Source organism: Paenibacillus sp. PastM-3, from assembly GCF_029893965.1.
Classification (GTDB): Bacteria; Bacillota; Bacilli; order Paenibacillales; family Paenibacillaceae; genus Paenibacillus_AQ.
In genome coordinates, this window is sequence record NZ_JARXXP010000006.1 from 202,322 (window position 1) to 223,119 (window position 20,798).

Here is a 20,798-nt window from a genome sequence, read left to right on the forward strand (position 1 = left end):
CTGCTCTAATACATTTAGAAAGACAATAAGCCCAGCACTCCTGTCCCTGACAGAAGAAGAGCTGGGCTTGTTCAACTCATTACAGGAGGAAATGTACGATTGGCCAAAGGAAAAAGATATGGTCTTAGAACAACGGTAGCAATAATGGTATCTGCCGTTGTAATTCTGGTGCTACTTGTTTTATATATTATTTTCCGTAATCAGATCATTCCACAGACCCGGCATGCACTGGAGGACAAGGCAATTACGATTGCCCGTACAATCGCTCTTATGCCAATGATTTCAGAGGGGCTAAAGACTGGAAACAACAAGGAGATTCAAGCCTACACCTCCAAGATTACCCGACGTAACGATATTATGTTTGTGGTGGTAATAGATATGAATAGTATCCGGTACTCCCATCCTGATCCCTCCTTTGTTGGATACCCCTTTGCAGGGGGCGGGCAGGAATTGGCTCTAGCCGGACATGAAAGCATCTCAGAAGGAGCAGGACCCTTAGGCACTTCATTACGGGGATTCGTTCCCGTCTATGATGAAAGAGGTCATCAGCTTGGAGCTGTTATCGCTGGTCTTTCCTTAGATAGAGTTAAGCGCCTGGTCCGGCTAAATGAATGGACGATTATCGCCATCCTGTTATCAGGAGCTTTCCTCGGAGCAGGGGGTGCGTTTGTCTTGGCAGATCGGATTAAGAAAATGATCTTTGGTATGGAGCCGGTGGACATTTCCAAACTATTGCAAGAACGTAGTGCTATGCTGGAGTCAATACGTGAAGGAATCATTGCAGTTGACCAGGAAGCACGCACTACCCTTATTAACGCAGAGGCGCAGAGGCTTTTAAAAGAGTCAGGGATCACAGGTTCTTTAATAAACCGAATGATTGCCGATTATTGGCCAGAGCTGCAGCTAGAACGCGTTCTAGCTAGCGGTGAAGGAAATCAGGATCAGGAGTTGGAACTGGGTGGCATATCACTGCTTATAAGCAGTCTGCCGGTACGTGTTAACGGTGAAATAGTCGGGGCTATCATTACTTTCCGGGACAAGACAGAGCTTGCTGTTCTGGCTGAAAGGTTATCCGGTATCTCTGTATACGCAGATGCTCTAAGAGCAGGTGCCCATGAGTTTATGAATAAGCTACATGTTATTATGGGCATGACACATATGGGACTCTATGATGATCTTCAACAATATATTTTAGGAACCGTGGGCAACTATCAAAAAGAGATCGGATCCATTACAAGACAGATTAAAGACCCGGTCATGGCAGGATTCATTCTCGGTAAATTAAGCCGGGCGCGCGAAACGGGAATTGAGTTACTGCTTACAGAAGATAGCTATCTGCCCGAGTCTTCTGATCCGCATGTTATTCATGAGTTAATCACCATTACTGGTAATTTGCTGGATAATGCAATAGATTCGCTGGAAGTATCATGCGAACACGGGAAGAAGAAGCGAATTGAATTAGCTTTTCATTATAAAGATAATCATTTAATATGCGAAGTTAGTGACAACGGCCCGGGAATACCTGTGACACTGCAGGAGCAGATCTTTGTCCAGGGCTTCTCTACCAAGGGAGAACATCGAGGGATTGGATTGTATCTGGTTAGTAAAAGTGTAGACAAACTGCAAGGACATCTTCATGTAACGGCTGCTAAAAAATTTGGAACCAAGTTTATAGTCCATGTCCCCTATGGTGGAAAGGATGAAGATACCGAATGAACATAAAAGTACTGATTGTTGAGGATGATCCGATGGTAACGAAGTTCAACCGTTATTATCTGGAGCAAATTAAAGGCTTCGAGTATGTAGGTTGGGCCGCATCAGGTGATGAGGCTCTAAAGATGCTGATACACCAAGAAGTAGACCTTATCCTGCTGGATATTTATATGCCTCATACCAGTGGACTCCAGCTCCTCTCATCCATAAGGGAGCAAGGAAGTAAGGTCGATATTATTGTGATATCAGCAGCCAGCGACAATGCAAGTATCCGCAAGGCGCTGCACAACGGGGCTGTTGATTACTTAATCAAGCCCTTTGAGTTTGCCCGTTTTCAAGCTGCTCTGACTGCCTATCAGCAAGACTTCCATCTAATGCATACGGAGAATCTTAACCAGGAGCAGCTTGATAAGCTGTTGCGTTATTCATTGGGGGCCGAGGAGGATCCCTCTCCTATTCTAACTATCCCTAAAGGACTTGCCGAAAGCACACTTGAAAACATTTGGAATACGATTATTCAGCTTAAGAGTCCCATATTTTCAACAGAAGATATCAGCAGCCAGACTCCAATTTCGCGGATTTCAATCCGCAAATATTTGGCTTTTTTGACCGATGCCGGAATTCTTGAGATGGAGCTTAGCTACGGTTCTATAGGCAGACCGGTGTATAAGTATAGTGTTACACCAGAAGGCTATTTGAATATAAACAAATATATATAATGTCTGGTCGGGCTGCGAAAGTGGCGAGCTTCATTCCCTTATTCGGGCGATAGCTCGCAATCGCCTTAATCAGCCCGATGGTGCCGATGGAGATTGTGTTTTAAGGAATCAGCTCAAGCGGGGCCACGCGCCCGTATGAGACTTTAGCAAGGCTGCTTTTGGCTGCCCACCGGACGCTGTTGCTGATGACTTGAAGAATCTCAGGCTGATGATAGACCGGAAAAGTCTCATGCCCGGGTTTAAAGTAAAAGATGTTGCCCTGTCCGCGCTTGTAGCAGCAGCCGCTGCGGAACACTTCTCCGCCTTCGAACCAGGAAATAAAGATAAGCTCATCCGGTGCCGGAATCCCAAAACGTTCGCCATACATTTCTTCCTTTGGAATTTCAATATACTCTCCAATTCCCTTTGCAATCGGATGGCCCGGTTCAATCACCCAGATGGCCATTGTGGACGAGACACCACCCTCAACCCTCGCAAGCACATGACAGAAATCATCAACATCCACCTCACCCTTACCATAACCGTCAAGCAAAGTTCGATCCTTGATAATCGTTCCGGAATCAGCCATTACCCGTTCTACACTAAGACTGACTGATGGCGTACGCTTCGCGTCCCATCGGTACCTTTGCGAATCATATGCTACACCGACAAGCAGAATCTGGATTATATTCGTTGATATACTGTCCTAGCCATTGTGATCCCGTTGATACAGAAAAGTATGCGCAAATGACGATCGCACTGGCCTTCGAGAGCCGGGAAAAGGTGGATGCAATCGTGAACACTGCGGTCTTCCTGGGCGGGAAATCGTACGAAGAGCCTGAAGATTACGGCTTCATGTTCATTGGGCATTCGAGGACCTGGACGGCCATATGTGGGCAATCAACTGCATGAACACGGATGCAGCTCAAGGTTAAGATAACGGAGAGCGCACTCACACTTGGTTTAACATAAGAAGACGCCGGGTACGTTTCCCTTTTCTAACATCGAATTACCTGAATAAAAGAATATAGATGTAACCTTTTACCCTTCTCGTACATCTAATCAGCAGAAACGGCGACAACGAATGAACAATAAGACCTCATAGAGAATGGAGGGTGACGGTTGGATATTGATCAAGAGGAAAAAGTCAGGCACGCGCAGGAAGGAGACGAGGAAGCTTTCATCCAGCTTGTGAAAAGGCTGGAGCTGCAAATGTACAATGTGGCGAAATCCATTGTGAAGAAGGATGAGGATTGTGCGGACGCGATGCAGGAAACGGTATTGAAGGCTTACAAGGCTATTTCAACGCTGCACAGCCCCTGTTTTTTTAAAACATGGCTGTTTCGTATTTTGATCAACGAATGCAATCTGATTTTACGTAAGCGCGCGCAGAATATCACGATGGCTGACCTGCCCCAGAGGCAAACGGTTTCCACAGAAGTTGAAGCTATCGATCTTCGTGAAGCAGTCTACCGGCTGGAGGAAGTGTCGCGGACGATCATTATCCTGCATTATTTTCAGGATCTTCCACTGCAGCAGATTGCAGACATCCTGGAGCTGTCCGAGAGCGCAGTCAAGACACGGCTGCACAGGGCAAGGAAAACGTTACATGGATGGCTTGCAGACCCCGCAGAAAGAAAGGTGAACGCATGAGTAATCCAGAAATTGAACTTGATCTGGGAATTTTGAAAGAGCAGAGGATTGAAGAAATGCCGGAGTTAGTACGTGCCCGTATGGAGCAAACCTATCAAATGCTGAGCAGCGTGCCCCCGAAGCCTGTCCCTGTCAAGAAAAAAAGCCGCTGGCTGCGGAATGTTATGATTATAACGGCAAGTGTGGCGGCTGCGGGAATTATTTTCATCGGTTTGGGATTCATTTCACCTGCGATGGCTCAAACCTTGAAACAAATCCCCTTCGTAGACAGTGTCTTCCGATTGGCGGGAGACCTCGGGCTGCAAAACGCGAATGAAAAAGGGATGACTGCCGCTGTCCACCAGACGGTTATCCATCAAGGAGTAACGCTTAGTGTGTCCGAACTGATGTATGACGGGAGCCGTTTATCTCTGGTGTTGACCCGTGATATGCCGGAGGACACGAATGAAACTTTTTATGATTTGTGGGGGAGCGAGCAGAGTCCGGAAGGGTTTGTGAACAACATCGACTTTTTTATCAACGGTGAACTGGTAAATACCAGCTGGGGGATCTCCCCCGGCGGAGACCAGGCCCCTGACTCCATCATTGTTACCACCTTCGAATCGTTGGAGGTGCCCGACGAGTTCGATTTTTCCATGGTGATCAGATTAGCAAAGCTAAGTCAGGATTTCGAATTCAATATTCCGGTGAAAAAGAATACTGCGAACAGTATCGTGCTGACCCCGGCAGAGATGAAGACACACGATCAGATCCATATGAAAATTAAGCGAATTGAGCTTAGCCAAACGACGACGCGTTTGGTTGTCGAGATTAAGGGTGAGCCCGGTGAAGACATTAAGGAGCTTCAGCAAAAGATTCCGGAAAAATATAAAATTTCAGGGTTACTGAATATTGATTTTGATCTTACCGATGAGCATGGGCGAACCCCGGCATCTATTGGAGGCAGCGGTTCGGGTGAAGGAGATTATTTATCCTACACAACCATGTTTGAGCCGATGGAAGCCACGCCGAAAACGGTCACCGTAAAGCCGTATATCCGCTCCAGAGAAAATAAAGTATATATTCCTGAGCTTGAATTTACAGTGCCTGTACAATAGCAGATTGGCAAAAAATCTCCGGCAAATCACTTGGGATAGCCTGCAGGATCGAGGCATTTAATGTCTCATTCCTACAGGCTATTTATTAGTAAACGCTTCGCCTTATAAAACTCATGATAAAGCTTCATCAGCGCCCTCTTCTCTATCCGCGATACGTAACCTCACGTTCATGCAGTATATAAGATATTTCGATATATCTTGCTCTTCCCGATCTTCAAATCTACCCCCAATCGTGCTTGCTATATATTACAAATAGTGGTAAACAAACCTTTTACTTTGTATTAAAAGTCTGAACTATATTAAATTTTATATTATTTATTGACTTTAGTTATAGCTACTTCAATTGCGTTATCCGTTATGGCTTCGGGAGTCATTCCGTTTCAAACAGCGGAAGCTTTAGTGAAAGTGGCTGGATGCAAACATGGAATGCGCTATATCCATCCAAAACATATTTTTGCTCCAGTGGAGGATCGGCAGTGTCTGTCGCTGCTGATTTCGCAGCAGCGGCAATGGGATCACAAACAGGGGTATCTCTATATGCGCCATCTACAGGCGCAAGCTTAACTAACTTCCGCGGTACAGACGGTATAGCAAGTGTATTAGCTTCAGATAAGGTGCTTATTTATAATCAAAGAGCATACAGTACTCCAACTCGTATGACTGAACAGGCTGTTCAAGATTATATCAAGTATAGAACGGACTATAAGGAAGTTATCAGACAGTGGATGGACGATAATAAAGTTGATGCTGTTGTTTACGCAGGATTTATTAGTGACGTATATAACAATGACGCAGCAGCTTCTCAGTTAAGTTCTGACCGTGGAACGGGCGTACTAACGTTACTGTCGGATTGCCTACTGTAGTAGTTCCTGTAGGGACGAACGACAGCGGATATTCTATCTCTATGCAGCTTGTTGGCAGAGCATGGGATGATGCTCACAGATGTTCAAAAAAATGCCTGATATTATGCTTCCATTGATGCACTCGCGTCCAATAATATTATTACAGGCTACGCAGACAATACATTTAAGCCTGAAAAAGATATTACCAGAGCAGAGTTTGCAACAATCGTCTCCAGATTATTGGAAACTGCGAATTAAGAGAGGTTCATTAACAGGAAGGGCCATCCCAAAAGGGATGGTCTTTCTTGCCGTTACAGTTATTCACACCCACCAAGCGTCTGTTGGGTCTTCTGTCAGTATGATTTCCTTTAAAAAACCAACAGATTTAGATAAACCCTCATGTGTTGAAGCCAATCCATCCTCATGCTCAATACTGATAACCTTGTCGTAACCCACCATTCTTAAAGAACTTATGATCTCCTTCCAAACCGGTGTATCATGCCCCCAGCCTACACTGCGGAAAGTCCACGAGCGATTCAACCAATCCGTGTAAGATTTAGGATCAAGAACGCCATTTTGGGCCACATTTCTCTTGGAAATGCTGGTATCCTTCGCATGGAAATAAAATAGCGCCTCTTTTTGCCCAAGAATCCGAACCGCTTCCGCAGCATCAATTCCTTGCCAAAATAGATGACTCGGATCTAGGTTCGCACCGATATTCGGTCCCGTCTGCTCACGTAATTTCAGACAGGTTTCCGGATTATACACTAAGAACCCGGGATGCATTTCAAGTGCTATTTTTACTCCAAGGCTCCTGGCGAACTCTTCTTCTTCCTTCCAATAAGGGATAGCGACTTCCTGCCATTGCCAATCCAAAGTTTCAAGATAATCGGGCGGCCAGGCACAAGTAACCCAGTTCGGCGATTTGGAAAGCGGTGAATCTCCCGGACATCCCGAAAACCCGATCACTGTCTCCACTTCAAGCTTGGAAGCTAACATAACCGTTTTTCTCCAGGAATCATGATAGCCTTGCGCAGTTTGTTTATTGGGATGCAGCGGATTGCCGTGGCAGCTTAAGGCCGAAATCGTTAATCCCCTCTGTTGAATAGCAGACATATACTTTTTTCGGCTTTGCTCGTCCGACAATAACAAATCAACTGGGCAATGTGAATCTCCCGGGTATCCTCCTGTGCCAATTTCAATCGCATCGATTCCGTATGCTTTCACTCGATCAAGCATATCTTCAAACATCAGATCTTGAAATAATACCGTAAAAACACCTAACTTCATGAATAAATTCCTCCTGTTTTGTCTTCTTCGGCAGATCATTATAATGAAAAGCCGTCGGTTACTGGCCCGACGGCTTTTTGATGAATCTATTAATACTTCCAATCCAATTCATTCAACTTGGCTTTAACGTATTCAATTGATGTTCTCGCATACCAATCCGGTTCTGCTTGTCTGGTATGGAACCCGACTTCCATGGAGAGATAGCCGTCGTAATTGATCGCCTTGAGGGCCTTGAATACTTCCGTAAAATCACAGCGGCCTTGTCCCGGAGGCAAACGGTCGCTATCGGCGAGATGTACGTGGTGAAGCTTATCCGCCATCCGGTATACATAATCACTGACCACTTCATTACGGTATAGCGCATGGAACGTATCAAACATCACTTTGACGTTCGACAAGCCCGATTGCTCACTTAAGAGCAGCGCATCATCTGCCGTTTCAATCAAGTTGCTGTCTGTAGGGGTAGGCTCTACCACCATGGTAATGCCTAATTCCTTGGCATAATTACCGATGTCGATGAGTCCCTCGAGACTGTAATTCCATGCATCTGATTGAGTGGTGCCATACACGACCCATCCGGCAATGTACATTACAGTCGGACACTCCCAATCGTGGGCTAAACGAAGCACATCCTTGTAATGATTAATAGTATATTTGCGTTCCTCAGACAGCGGCGAGCTCGGATTATTACCGGGTCCGCCCCCGGGTGCTGGCAGCATGGACGACACTTTCAGATTCTCCGCCCGCAGCAGCTTCATAATTTGAACGCGGCGCTCTGGTGTCACATGATCCGGCCAAGCATGCGGGCTGGCGCAGCCGATTTCAATGCCGTCGTAGCCGAAAGAAGCTATTCTGCGGATCGTTTCCTCCAGCGGATAGGAAGGAACCCACACAGGAAAACCGCTGTACGTCCAAGTGTTAAAAGAGATGCCTTTCATGAATACCCTCTCCTTATAATGAAGAATTGAATTTCAACTTTCTATTCCCAGACAAATACAGCTTTTTCTGTTTTTCTTTCATCAAACATGCGGAAGGCCGTTTCCGCTTCCTCAATCTTGAAGGTATGGGATACCAGCTTTTCTACCGGAAGATTCTTGTTCATAATGAATCTTGTGATCTCATTGAATTCGAAAATCGGGAAGTACCATGAGCCCATCACCGTAATTTGTTTGCGGATCAACTGTTCGCTCGGTTTGATCGTTACTTCCTTCCCTTCCCCAATAAACGCTGCCCTGCCGTGAGGACGAAGACTGTCTAGAATCGTGTTTTGCGCAATTGGGCTACCTGAGCAATCAATCCCTACATCCACGCCACGACCATTCGTAATCTCCATAAGCTGTTCCAGTACATTGGATTTTGCATTGATCGTATAATCTGCACCCAGTTCCTTGGCTACTTCCAGGCGCTCATCCAACATATCTACAGCAATAACGGTTGCTCCCAGACCCTTTGCTACCATTACGCCGGCGCCGCCCATTGGCCCAAGTCCAAAAATAACAATCGTGTCACGCCCATTTACGGCCAGTCTTTTCTGCGCATGGTAGAGAGTGCCTACAGCGTCCGTGGATACTGCAGCGGTGACATAGCTCATCCCATCCGGAATTCTCATACAGTTTTCCTCAGGTACAACCATGTAGTCCGCATCACCGCCATGTTGGTCAAAGCCAATGCACTGCCACTCCTTACAAAACATTCGGTAGCCGCTTCTGCAATACTCGCACTCGCCACAGCCAATGGCCAGGTAGACCGCGACACGATCACCGGTATTGTAACGGCTGACTTTTTCGCCCACCTGAACAATTTCCCCTGCCGGCTCATGCCCTGGATGTACACATCCGGAATGGCCCTGCCCGACCACGCCACGATTGCCGTAATACAAGCTCATATCACTGCGGCAAATAGCCGATGCTTTTAATTTAATCAGAACCTCACCAGAACCCGGAGCCGGGATCGGCACCTCACGAATTTCCACTACTTTGTCGCCAGGAAATACTACCGCTTTCATTGTCTTAGACATTTTTACCCCTCCATTTTTTTATGAATGCTGCTGGACTGTGACCCATTTCTTTTGTTCATGACTTTGCAGGATCGCGTCTGTAATACACATGGAGAAATGACCGTCCTTAAAGGTGGCGAAATCCGTTATATCGTGCAAAGGGTTCTTCCCCTCCCGGATAAACGTGTAAAATCCAAGCATCATATTTTTAATCGAATCCGGCCAGCCTTCAGTATGTCCGCCCGGGTGGTGAATCGAAGACTTGGCTCCATCATGAAACAGGGCAGGATCAGCAGTAAGCCTTTGATTCGGCTGATCGCGGTGACCAATCCACAATTGTCCCGGCTCTTCCTGATCCCAAAACACGGACTTCTGGCTGCCGTTCAATTCGAAGCTTAATCTATTTTTCCGGCCAGCGCTCACTTGTGACACTGTGAACACCCCTCTGCTGCCGTCTTCCAAATGAATCAGAACCGATCCATAATCCTCCGTGCTTACCTCAACTGGCTCATAGTCTATATTATTTTGAGATTCCCTGCTGTACGTCGCGCCAATCGCCATCGGTTTTTTTCGTATCGGATGAACAGTCCATAAATCGGAGAACACCTCTACGATTTTTTTCCCCGTTACATATTGCACGGTGTCGCACCAGTGAGATCCGATATCGGCAATTGCACGGGATTTACCGCCTACATCTTTGGCAAGCCGCCAATTGAAATCCGTATCGTACAGGAGCCAATCCTGCTGGTAGCTGCCGTGGACAAGATTTACTTTTCCCAGTTCCCCATGTTTAACCATTTCTGAGACCTGTTTCATCATAGGGTACTTTCTATAGTTGAAATTGACTCCATGAACTATCCCATACTGTTTCGCTAATCTAAGCAGCTCCGCGCTTTCCTCGCTGTTCATCGCAAGCGGCTTCTCGGACAATACATGTTTGCCCGCTTGCATGATTTCTTTATTAATTCCGTAGTGTAGATGATTCGGTGTACAATTATGAACCACGTCGATGTCGGGATCATTCAGCATTTCCCTATAGTCCCCATAAGCCTTGGGAATGCTCAGCTTTTCCGCCAAGCTCTGCGCTCTTTCCAAGCCGTGCTCGGCAATCGCTTCGACTCGAACAAATCCCAACCTCCTGATGGCTTCAATATGAGCGGGTCCGATGAACCCCGTTCCAATGATGCCAACTTTTATAATGTCTTTCATCTCCAGCCCCCCGCCCCTTGTTTATTTTTTCAATGCTTTCTTGCCGAAAGCAACCGCCAGAATAATAATTAATCCCTTAATGATCATCTGCTGACTGACATCCAATCCCATAATAATGAGCCCATTATTTATCGTTCCAATCATCAGGGAGCCCACGACCGTTCCGATTACCGTACCCACTCCGCCGAACAAGCTGGTACCTCCCAGAATTACTGCGGCAATAACCGACAGCTCATCGCCCTCACCAAAGGAAAAGCGTCCAGCGTTCATCCGTCCCGCATACAATAAACCGGCCAGACCTGCCATAAACCCTGTGCCCAGAAATACCAGAAGCTTTATTTTCATGGTCTTCACACCAGAGAAACGGGCCGCATTCTCATTCCCGCCAGTAGCCAGAACCTGACGTCCAAATGACGTCTTGCGAAGCAGAATATGGGCTATTACTGCGAATATAATCGTCCAAATCAGCAAAATTGGTATCAGACCGATATCACCCGATCCAAATACATAGTTAAATTTCGTATCCACAATAGCCACCGGTGCCGTTCCCGTGATCCACATCGCAACCCCTTTGACTGCTCCCATCGTCCCTAACGTTACGAGGAAAGAAGGAATTGCAACCTTCGTTACAAGCAGACCGTTAATCAATCCGACAATGACTCCTGTTCCTACTCCGGCGACAAAACCACCCACAATACCCAAGCCAGATTCGAGCGCCAATGCCCCGGCCAACGAAGATAATGCCGTGATGGAACCGACAGAGAGATCGATTTCCCCGGTACTAATTACGAACGTCATTGCGAGCGCCATTAACGTAATCGTCGTTGTTTGTCTAACGATGTTGAGCAGGTTGCCTGAAGTAAGGAATCCATCGTCAAACAGCAATACAGAAAAATAGATAAACACTCCGAAAAATGCTAAGTAAACAATATAATTTCGCCATTCAAACTTTTTCAAGTTAAAGGCGGATTTCGCTACCTGTACGTTAGAATCCCTGGATTGCATACTGCAGCTCCTCCTCTGATTTAATATCCATGCGACTCAGTTCCTTTTTCACGCATCCTTCATGCAGTACAATCACCCGATCACTGAGCGCAAGAAGCTCGGAGAGTTCTGAAGAAACCACAATGATACCTTTGCCGCTGTCTGCCATTTCACGAATGATTTCAATAATTTCCGTTTTCGCTCCAATATCCACACCAATCGTGGGTTCATCCAGTAATAGCACCATCGGTTCATTAGCCAGCCATTTGGCCAGAACGATTTTTTGCTGATTCCCCCCTGATAACAGGTTGACTTGTTTAAAGATGTTATCCGTTTTTATATTGAGCTTTTCGACAAAACGTTTGCTGATGTCATTGGCTTTTTTGTTGTCCAGCAGTATCCTTTTTTTCACTTTAGACAGAATAGGCAGGACCATATTATCCTTCACGCTGTGCTGCAGCACCAAGCCCTGCATTCGGCGGTCCTCAGGAATCAGCGCTAATCCCGCCTCGATGGCGTCCTGTACATTTTTGATTCCCTGCTTCCTTCCCTCCACAAGCACTTCTCCGCTTTCTTTTGGATCGATTCCGAATATGGCTCTCAGCAGTTCAGTTCTTCCGCTTCCCATCAGACCTGCGATGCCGACGATCTCGCCCGGATACACAGACAGGCTGATGTCCCGCACCCTCGTTCCCGATGTAAGATTTCTAATTTCCATTACGGGCGCCACGTCAGTCCGATAGCTCCGCTCCTTCCATTCAAAAGCCTTGTTGAACTCCGCCCCAACAATATGCTGGATCACGCTATCCATATCTGTCTCGGCGCAAGCTTCCGTAATCACGTTTCTGCCGTCCCGCATGATTGTAATGCGATCGCATATTTGAAAGATTTCATCCATCCGGTGGGAAATGTAGATAATGGAATAATCCTTTGCTTTCAATTGGTTAATAAAAGAGAATAAAATTTCCGTTTCGCTTTTGGTTAACGAAGAGGTAGGTTCGTCCATGATCAGAATTTTGGTATCCTGAGAGAGAGCCTTAGCAATTTCCGTCATCTGCCAATAGCCGACACCCAGATTTTGCACCAGTTCCGTAGGTTGGATATTAACACCCAGTTCCTTTAACAGCTGTTCCGTTTTACGCTCATTTTCCTTATCGTCCAAAAAACCATACGCGGTCTTGGCTTCTCTCCCCAAATAAATATTTTGGGACACCGTTAACGTCGGGATTAAGCTGAACTCCTGAAAAATCATCGATATCTTATTTTTCTGGGCGTCTTCAAAACTATTAATACTTACTTCAGCACCATCGATATAAATCTCACCTTGGTCGGCGCTATAGACTCCGGTCAGTATTTTCATCAGTGTGGATTTCCCTGCGCCATTCCCGCCCATTAGAGCGTGAACTTCGCCCTTTTCCAGAGAAAATTCAACGTCGCGGAGAACCGGTATACCATTGAACGCTTTGTTAATGCCGTTCATTTCAAGGATGGGCTGCCCCATGATTGTTCACCCTCTTTGCCTTGAAGCGGAAGGCTGCATGCAAGGGCAGCCTTCGCTTCAGTTATTTTTTTGCCTGTGTACTTATTTCTTAAAAGCATCCTGAACACTGGCCGGAGCATCAGTGCCGTAGATCAGCTTCCAGCTGTCCAGTACATTCTCCTTAGTTACTTTAATAGCTGGAGAAGCCACATAAGCTGGTGCTTCCTTGCCAAGCAAGGCATAACCCGAAAGAATCGCCTGCGCTACACCCTGGTCATAAGGAAGCTGCGCTCCAAGTCCTTGCACAATGCCATCGGAAGCAATGGAGATGGCTACGTTCGTACCCAAATCTACAGTCGTTACGATAAGATCATCTCTTCCTGCCGTACGTGCAGCAGCCATTACTCCCTCCGCTGGTACATCCCATGGAGCAAAGATACCGTCGATATCCGGGTATTTGGTAAGCATACCTGCGGCAACCTCCTCCCCTTTATTCGGATCGGTAATACCGCCTTTCGTTACAATTTCGATATCCGGGTATTTCTCCTTCAAAGTTGCTTCAAAGGCGTCGGAGCGATTCTTCGTCACGAAGAAGTTCACATCGTGGTATACAATGCCGACCTTCCCTTTGCCGCCCAGCTTTTCCGCCATAATTTCAGCAGCCAATGCACCATTGCCGTAGTTGTCCCCGGATACGATGCTTATATAATCCTTACCAGCAACCATTCCGTCGGCTGCTCCATCCATAAATACCAGCTTCACTCCCTGATCAACAGCTTTTTTGTAAGCACCCGCCGTTGATACCGAATCGACAGGTACGGAAATCATGATGTCCGGCTTTTTCGCAAGCACAGTTTCAATATCATTCACCTGCTTTTCCGCTTTGAACTGTGCATCCGTAACAGCAACAACTTCGATACCCATTTTTACAAATGTATCCTTCATCGCATTCACAGAAGCACTCATATAATCCGTACCCGAGTAGTGCATGACAATCGCCGCTTTGTATTTACCATCTTTAATTTTCTGCAGTTCTTCTGCTGTTAGCTGAAGTAATTTGGCTGAAACAGCCTGTTCACCGTTAGGCCCTTTATCGCGAACTTCAAGGTCTGGAATATTAGGATTGATCGTCAGCGGCCCTGTGCTTGCACTGTAGTTCGGATTTTCCTGCTGCGGGTTTTCATTGGTTGCCTCTGTTTTCTTGCCGCAGCCGGTAATGGTTAGACTAAGCGCAAGCGCTAAGCATGCTCCTGTAAATAAACCCTTTTTCATTTGTTTATCCCCCGCTTTGTATATGATTTGTTATTATCATCCACAAGCTAAGCTTGCTTGGCTGATAAACCAAGTATAGGGCTTAGCTCACGTGTGAGGTAGCCGACTAATTTAGCATGGAGGGGAGAACTTTTTAACAGGTTGATGATACAAGAAAAAAATCCCGGTGACGCCGCTAATGAACGGCGCCCCGGGATTTCGAGATTAATCTTTACTGTAACCGGCTTGTTGCATAAGCCTTTTCACAAGTACCGCTGCCTCCGAAAGTGCTGCCGGGGCCGTTTTCTTGCCTGTTAAATAATCATGCAAAGCATTCGTCACCGCTTCCGAAACCTGATCATAATTCGTAATTCGAGGCCGGCCAACTCCAACACTTAATGAATCGCCAAGCACCTGATAATATTCACGCAACGCCGGGTCCATTAAATTCTCCGCATGCTCATAAGCTGATTTACGTGTAACATGCTGATTGAATTGCAAATATTCACGCTGTGCCTCAGGGCTCGTTAAATATTCCGCAAGGTCGTAAGCTGCCGCTTTACGCCCCGAATAATGATTTACAGCGATTCCCCAAGAACCAAAATGAGGACCCCGAACCAGGTTGCCGCCTACAATGGATCCTGGGAACATGAAATAGCCTACTTCCCCACCAACTCCTGGATTCAGCTTCATGTTGTGGTAGTTCATGCCCATAGCCACCTGACCAAATTCGAACCGAATGGAAACCTCATCCCAAGTGTAGCTTAGAACATCCGGCGGAGTAACCTTATATTGATGAATCCATCCCCCATATGTCTCAAGAGCCAGTACTCCTTTATCATTTTGAAAAACAGGTTCGAGCTTATCATCAAACAACCGGCCGCCAAATGAATTGAGGAACGACTTGAAATCAACAAAGTTTGCTTCATGCTTGCTGCCCATCAAAGTCGTTCCATACAAATCCGTTTCCCCGTCATGGTCTGTATCTCTAGTGAAAAATTGAGCAAGCTCAACGTATTCGTCGAATGTACGCGGAATGGCTAACTCCCGATGATACCGTTCCCGGAATTCCTTGCGATAGTTGAGATCCTGAAACAAGTCTTTCCGATAGCTGACCGTTAAGATATTCGATTGAATCGGGAGACTCCATATATCATAACCGGCTGCTGTAATGTCTTTCTGATTAATAGACTTCAACCGAGGCGGATCCTCTTGCGGATTATCCTTTTTATAAACAGAGGTGTCCAAAAAAACCTTGGTAATAAAATCGTCCAACTGAATGGATTTCGGCCGTTCCGTATTCTGAATGTAGGAACCCAGCGGCTCCAAATGTTGAATGATCTTTGGCATCCACGGTGTATCCACAGCCATCAAATCATAGTGTCCGCTTTTTTGCGCGAGCTCTGAAAATACTTTCTCCTGAAGATTATTATAGGGCAGCGCGTCCAATTCAATCCGGATACCAGTCTGCCGTTCATATTTTTGAGTGGCGGCGATAATGGCCTCCGAGCCAGCTTCATTGGTTGCGTACAGCACGTGCAGTACTTGTTCCTGGGAATGACTGTCCGCATTCTCCGATTCAGGGTGTTGAATCCAACGATTCAAGCACCCTGTTCCGATCACACCGCATACGAGCATTAACAATAGTAAGCGCAACCAAGTGTTTTTATTCATATATTCCTCCTTCTCCCAGGAATCATTATGTTGGAATTATTCCGTTACAAGACCATGACTCTTTCGGAACTCAGACGGGGATAATCCAAATTCCTTCTTAAATTTGTTGCGAAAATAGGGATAATCCGAGTATCCTACCTCTTCCGCAATTTCAATTATTCTTTTATTCGTGTGCAGCAGCAAGGTCTGAGCCAGCTGCATCCGCTTTTGAGTCAAGTAGCGCACGAAATTCACACCCGTCTGCTGCTTAAAAATTCGGCTCAAAGTAACTGGATGTACATTTACAGCCTCCGCCACCGATTCCAGACTTAGATTTGGATCATTGGAAGCTTCAATCAGTTGAAGCGCTTGCTGGAACCAATGCTGGGAACCCGAAATCTGCTGCTCCGGCTGCTGCTCAAGACTTTTTAAAGCCTTTACTCCGCCAAGAACGATTTTTTCGATTTTCCCCTTAAGCTCATCCCAGGTACGATACTTCGATACCCAATCCGCCCAATAATATAAGGTATCTTCTTCGAGATAAATGACATCTTGCTTACTAAGCCCTTCGTCCAGCAAAGACATGAGATAGCCGCATTCCTTCTGCATCTCCTCATATCCTGCACGCTCCAGGCACCCAAACCACTGCTCAAGATAGAGCTCCAATCCCGAAAAATCACCGAGTCTTGCACGGACTACCATATCCCGCCGCAACTCAGCAGCCTGCTTCCCCGCTTCCTTCTGCTCCTTGGGACTAGCGGTTGTTACAAAATGGGTATTCTGAAAAAAGCGGAGCTGCTTATGCCGCTGATTCTCAACCAGCAGGGCATCCACAAACGAATCCCTGTCCCAGAAACATCCTTGTCCATGATCCAGGCTTATTTGAACAACCTTTCCCTGCACTCCGGCATCCGTAGAGAACGTAAACAAAATATTCTGGGGAGACTCCTCATCTGCGGCAAGCTCATCTCCAATAATGATGCGCTTAGTTTCCCGCTCATCAAACCATGAACTTACGTTGACGGGATGTATATCTTTAAGAATAGCACGCGCTCTCGGCGTTTTTGTGATAAGCATTTCCAGTTCATTCAGAAAAGCAGAGACACGCTCTATCTTTACCTTTTCCACAATTTCATACAGCTTAGCACGGTCCGCTGGTTTCAGGAGATAATCTTTCGCCCCATATTGAAGCGCTTTCCGTGCATATTCAAAATCATCATACCCTGATATAATTACTACAGATAATTGGGGATATGTCTGTCTTAGTAAACGAAGCACTTCAATTCCATCCAGCTCAGGCATGCGGATATCCAGAAATACCAAATCGGGCTGAAGCAAGGTGATTTGTTCCACGGCCTGCCTGCCAAACCCGACGTCAAAAATTTGCTCGTGAGGAAACAGGACTTTCAACTTCTGAATAATGCTGATCCTGACCTCCAGCTCATCATCGGCCACACATATTTTCATATACTTCCATCTCCTTCAAGCCACTAGACTTGTTTGGATAATCTTGTAAGGGGGACACGATATTGCGGTTCTTGGAATCCCTAAAACGAATACTAACCCATTTATCTTTAAAGCTCAAACTGTTTATTCTTCTCATTTTTCTTTCGATTATCCCCATTTTTCTGGTTAGTACCAGTTCTGAGTATTTAATGTTTCGCTCCAGCACAAGCTATTCGGCGCAGATTTCTAATCAGTATACCCAATTTGTTTCAAGAGAAATGTCTAATTATTTACAAAGTCTGAATCAATCCTTTGATAATTTGTTCACCAATCAGCAATTTCAAAAGTATGTAAATACACCTGCCGATCATTTGGCAGATCAAGCTGATAATATCATTCAATTTCGTTCTATCGTTCAGAATTCGCTTCAATTCCACCCCGAAGTGCTTGGCACCCTTTATCTGGACCGATTGGGCAAAGTATATTTCGAGTCATACCAGAAAAGCCTGGACCCGACCTATTCTTTTACCGGCAATAAGCTGTATGAGTCCTTATTGTCCATAAGAACTCCACAGCTTATGTCTCCGCATCCGATGCAGTATATCTCATACACAAAGGATCCTGTTTTCTCCTATGTGCGTCCGATCATTAACATCAATACCGGGGAGGCCATGTCCTGGTTTATTATCGAGATTCGGGAGGATAAATTAACCGGCATGCTCAGCAGCGGTAAAAAGGAAGCAGGCGGTCAACTTACGTTATATAATAAAACGTCCGGAAGCGCTGTATCGAGCGAGCCAGTGGATCAAACCCTGCTACTGAATTTTCAGAAATCACAGAAAACTCAACCAAAAGGGCAGAACCATTTTTTGTTTAGTTCTGACAAGATCGAATATGAAGCAAGCTACACGGAGCTCTCTGACTCGGAGTGGGCATTAATATGGACGGCCCCCCTAAGCCGGATTAAAGCGGGAGTAACCCAAACCTATTATTTGACCCTTCTAATTGCGGCCGTTAGCTTAAGCATAGCGCTGATTATGGCCTTTCCGGTAATGAACAAGATCCTTCAGCCCCTTTACAGCTTACATAAAGGGATGAAAAATCTGGGGCGAGGCCTTTACGTCCCAGTTCTCTTGACCAACCGCCACGATGAGATCGGTTTCCTCATCCATAGCTATAACCAGATGTTAATCAAGCTGCAAGACATGGAGCTTGAGGTTTACCAGTCCAAAATGAATGAAAAGGAACGGGAGCTTCTACAGCTTCAGGCTCAGATCAATCCCCATTTTTTGTTCAACACCTTGGAAACGATCGAATCCTATGCCATCCGCAATAATGGCGAGGCAGTCGGCGAAATGGTGCAATCCGTATCGCGTATGATGAGATACACCGTGCGGAATGACAGCGGTTGGGCTTCGTTAAAAGAGGAAATGGACTACATCCGAAACTTTATGTCTATCCACTACTACCGTAACGGTAAGAATGTGAGGGCTGATTTTGACATAGATCCTGACACCATGAGTGTACCGGTGATGAAACTGAGCATCCAGCCTTATATAGAGAATGCGATTAAATACGGCTGGAGTCCGTCTATGAGTAACGAGGAATTTCTTTTAAAGGTGCACGTTACCTTGGTGAACGAAAACTATTTACGTGTTAGTGTTCACAATACGGGAATTAGCATGCCTGCGGAAGTCCTGGACAAGCTTCATCAGATGATTGAAAGCCGTGGTGAGACAACCGACCCCTTTTTCCATCAACACACGGGTATCTATAACGCATATCGCCGATTTATTATCGTATTTGGCGAGCAGGCTTACTACCATATTGATAGTTCTGAGGGAAACGGAACATATATTGAGTTCCATATGCCTTTATTACATTCGAAACCAAGATGACTGCCATCAACTCCCCTCCTTCCTAATAACCTGTAATGCCCTTATATTTCGAAACATTTTCTTTGGTCACGATAGGTGCCTCCAGCTCTATGAATTTCGGCATGCTTTCGCCGGCGATTGTTTTGGCCGCAGCGATGAGGCCCATCGGCATGACGATCGGGTAAGCTACCGTAGCATGAATTTCTCCTTTCTCCACGGCTTCCAGAGCCGTTTCCTGCGCATCTACGCTTACAACGATGATTTCATCCTCTCTCCCGGCCGCTTTTATCGCTTCGATTGCTCCCATCGTCATTACGTCGGCATGGGAGACGACTGCGCTGATTTCTCCGGAAGGAAAACGCTGAAGCACATGCTCCATCATTTTAAAGCCCATTCCCTGATCGAAATTGGCATTCATGCTTTCTATAATCTTAATCCGCGGATAACCCTCGAACGCTTCCAGAATTCCTTTATTACGGTCAATCGTCGTCGTCGAAGCCGCCGTGCCTTTGATTTCAACGACATTGCCTTTGCCGCCCAGCAAGGCCACCACCTGCTGACCGGCTTTTCTGCCCACCTCGACATCTTCGGCTTTAATCAGCGTAAGCGGTTCCACGCTGGTCCAGCGGTCGATCAGAATAATCGGAATGCCCGCCGCCTTAGCCCGCTTAAGCGCCGCATCAACGGTGTCCTTCTCCACGAGGTCGATGACCAGTACATCCACTTTTTGGGCAATAAAATCATCGATGACCGAACTCTGGATGACCGGATCGCTCTTACCGTTGCCGATGATGACCTCCATATTCGGAAAATACTTTTTCGCCGCTTCCTCCGCCATTCTCATCGTCCCCGAGCCATACGGAAAGGTCCCTGAAGCAACGACGCCGACCTTGCCTTTAATGGATTCTCGCGGAGCCTCCAGTGTTAGTACCTCTTGACAGCCGTCACCGCAAAACAATCCGTAATCGATCTTCGCTGAGATATCCGCAGCAGCTCCCGGAGGAATGTTTGCATTAGTGTTCTTGTTCGGAGTGCTGCCGGAATTGCGGCAGGCAACCGTAATAAGCAGTACAATAACAAGCCCTGCATAACCGAACCATTTCACTAGTTTCATCGACAAGTATCCTCCTCATATTTGAACAACTCTACGTTTATCTTAGCTCAGAAGGGCTTTCCCTTGTATGGCGAAGAACTGGAACCCCTTTCATTTAATCCCAATTTTTCAGTATAAGGGAGTTGTTACTCTGATACGACCATCCCGACCACGCCAACCAGAATAAGGGAAGCAAAGATTATTTTCATGGCCGACATCGATTCATCAAAAAAAACAAAGCCTAAAATGGCCACCAGCACGATCGCTGCGCCGGACCATACCACATACGGCAAGGTCATGCCCAGATGTTTGATACTTAAGGACAGGCAGAAATAACAGATTCCGGTTAGGGCATACCCTAAATAAAAAAAGAAAGAATTGGCCTGTAAAGAATAGAGCTTAAAGGATACTACCGCCATTACATTCGTAACGATGACCAGAAATAAATAGATCCACCCCATAATGTCTCTCCCCTTGCCCATCCATAAAACAGGACCTGACGTTAAGGTTCAACAT

Annotated in this window: 18 protein-coding genes and 2 pseudogenes; 7 read left to right on the forward strand and 13 right to left on the reverse strand. The window is 46.1% G+C overall.

What is annotated here, in order from left to right; all coding sequences use genetic code 11:
• Positions 1-99 precede the first annotated feature (99 nt).
• Together dcuS and M2108_RS12515 are read left to right on the forward strand one after the other, a co-directional pair.
• Positions 100-1,716 (forward strand): DcuS/MalK family sensor histidine kinase, encoded by a 1,617-nt coding sequence (dcuS, locus tag M2108_RS12510; protein WP_277469667.1) that lies wholly within the window; start codon positions 100-102, stop codon positions 1,714-1,716.
• Complete coding sequence (locus tag M2108_RS12515; RefSeq protein WP_277469668.1) at positions 1,713-2,432, forward strand: response regulator; 720 nt, start codon at positions 1,713-1,715, stop codon at positions 2,430-2,432. The genes dcuS and M2108_RS12515 overlap by 4 nt, the downstream gene beginning before the upstream one ends.
• Positions 2,433-2,439: 7 nt before the next feature.
• On the opposite strand, the pseudogene M2108_RS12520 reads toward M2108_RS12515, so the two are convergent.
• Together M2108_RS12520 and M2108_RS12525 are read right to left on the reverse strand one after the other, a co-directional pair.
• Positions 2,440-2,526: pseudogene (locus tag M2108_RS12520) on the reverse strand (RNA polymerase subunit sigma-70); the annotation flags it as partial.
• 6 nt (positions 2,527-2,532) lie between these two features.
• A pseudogene (locus M2108_RS12525) lies at positions 2,533-2,871 on the reverse strand (ThuA domain-containing protein); the annotation flags it as partial.
• 668 nt (positions 2,872-3,539) lie between these two features.
• On the opposite strand from M2108_RS12525, the gene M2108_RS12530 reads away from it, so the two are divergent.
• The 4 genes from M2108_RS12530 (at position 3,540) to M2108_RS12545 (ending at position 6,261) form a co-directional block, all read left to right on the forward strand.
• Positions 3,540-4,064 carry a sigma-70 family RNA polymerase sigma factor gene (locus M2108_RS12530; RefSeq protein WP_481856903.1) on the forward strand — a complete coding sequence of 175 codons (525 nt, stop codon included), beginning with the start codon at positions 3,540-3,542 and terminating at the stop codon, positions 4,062-4,064.
• On the forward strand, positions 4,061-5,161 hold the full coding sequence (locus M2108_RS12535; RefSeq protein WP_277469671.1) for a DUF4179 domain-containing protein: 1,101 nt from the start codon (positions 4,061-4,063) through the stop codon (positions 5,159-5,161). The genes M2108_RS12530 and M2108_RS12535 overlap by 4 nt, the downstream gene beginning before the upstream one ends.
• Before the next feature lie 476 nt (positions 5,162-5,637).
• Complete coding sequence (locus M2108_RS12540; protein WP_346780556.1) at positions 5,638-6,024, forward strand: hypothetical protein; 387 nt, start codon at positions 5,638-5,640, stop codon at positions 6,022-6,024.
• Between the two features lie 111 nt (positions 6,025-6,135).
• Entirely contained in the window at positions 6,136-6,261 is a 126-nt protein-coding gene (locus tag M2108_RS12545) for an S-layer homology domain-containing protein (RefSeq protein ID WP_277469708.1), read from the forward strand.
• Positions 6,262-6,324: 63 nt separating this feature from the next.
• Here the strand turns inward: M2108_RS12545 and M2108_RS12550 are convergent, their stop codons facing one another.
• The 9 genes from M2108_RS12550 to M2108_RS12590 form a co-directional block, all read right to left on the reverse strand.
• Positions 6,325-7,293 (reverse strand): sugar phosphate isomerase/epimerase family protein, encoded by a 969-nt coding sequence (locus M2108_RS12550; RefSeq protein WP_277469673.1) that lies wholly within the window; start codon positions 7,291-7,293, stop codon positions 6,325-6,327.
• An 89-nt stretch (positions 7,294-7,382) separates the two neighbouring features.
• Positions 7,383-8,231, reverse strand: a complete 849-nt coding sequence (locus M2108_RS12555; protein ID WP_277469674.1) for a sugar phosphate isomerase/epimerase family protein — start codon at positions 8,229-8,231, stop codon at positions 7,383-7,385.
• Between the two features lie 41 nt (positions 8,232-8,272).
• Entirely contained in the window at positions 8,273-9,310 is a 1,038-nt protein-coding gene (locus tag M2108_RS12560; protein WP_277469676.1) for a zinc-dependent alcohol dehydrogenase family protein, read from the reverse strand.
• A gap of 18 nt (positions 9,311-9,328) precedes the next feature.
• Positions 9,329-10,498 carry a Gfo/Idh/MocA family protein gene (locus M2108_RS12565; protein WP_277469677.1) on the reverse strand — a complete coding sequence of 390 codons (1,170 nt, stop codon included), beginning with the start codon at positions 10,496-10,498 and terminating at the stop codon, positions 9,329-9,331.
• 21 nt (positions 10,499-10,519) lie between these two features.
• The gene (locus M2108_RS12570; protein WP_277469678.1) at positions 10,520-11,503 is read right to left on the reverse strand and encodes an ABC transporter permease; all 984 of its coding nucleotides are present in this window, start codon (positions 11,501-11,503) and stop codon (positions 10,520-10,522) included.
• Complete coding sequence (locus M2108_RS12575; protein WP_277469679.1) at positions 11,484-12,983, reverse strand: sugar ABC transporter ATP-binding protein; 1,500 nt, start codon at positions 12,981-12,983, stop codon at positions 11,484-11,486. Before M2108_RS12575 ends, M2108_RS12570 begins: the two co-directional genes overlap by 20 nt.
• 81 nt (positions 12,984-13,064) lie before the next feature.
• Positions 13,065-14,234: a substrate-binding domain-containing protein gene (locus M2108_RS12580; protein ID WP_277469680.1), complete on the reverse strand. Its 1,170-nt coding sequence runs from the start codon at positions 14,232-14,234 to the stop codon at positions 13,065-13,067.
• A 204-nt stretch (positions 14,235-14,438) separates the two neighbouring features.
• On the reverse strand, positions 14,439-15,887 hold the full coding sequence (locus tag M2108_RS12585) for an ABC transporter substrate-binding protein (RefSeq protein WP_277469681.1): 1,449 nt from the start codon (positions 15,885-15,887) through the stop codon (positions 14,439-14,441).
• A 36-nt stretch (positions 15,888-15,923) separates the two neighbouring features.
• Positions 15,924-17,321 (reverse strand): response regulator transcription factor, encoded by a 1,398-nt coding sequence (locus M2108_RS12590; protein ID WP_277469682.1) that lies wholly within the window; start codon positions 17,319-17,321, stop codon positions 15,924-15,926.
• 74 nt (positions 17,322-17,395) lie between these two features.
• Here M2108_RS12590 and M2108_RS12595 point away from each other — a divergent pair, with 74 nt between their 5' ends.
• Entirely contained in the window at positions 17,396-19,210 is a 1,815-nt protein-coding gene (locus M2108_RS12595) for a sensor histidine kinase (RefSeq protein WP_277469683.1), read from the forward strand.
• A 22-nt stretch (positions 19,211-19,232) separates the two neighbouring features.
• Here the strand turns inward: M2108_RS12595 and M2108_RS12600 are convergent, their stop codons facing one another.
• The gene (locus M2108_RS12600) at positions 19,233-20,303 is read right to left on the reverse strand and encodes a substrate-binding domain-containing protein (protein ID WP_277469684.1); all 1,071 of its coding nucleotides are present in this window, start codon (positions 20,301-20,303) and stop codon (positions 19,233-19,235) included.
• Positions 20,304-20,428: 125 nt separating this feature from the next.
• The gene (locus tag M2108_RS12605) at positions 20,429-20,743 is read right to left on the reverse strand and encodes a DMT family transporter (protein ID WP_277469685.1); all 315 of its coding nucleotides are present in this window, start codon (positions 20,741-20,743) and stop codon (positions 20,429-20,431) included.
• Positions 20,744-20,798: the final 55 nt, after the last annotated feature.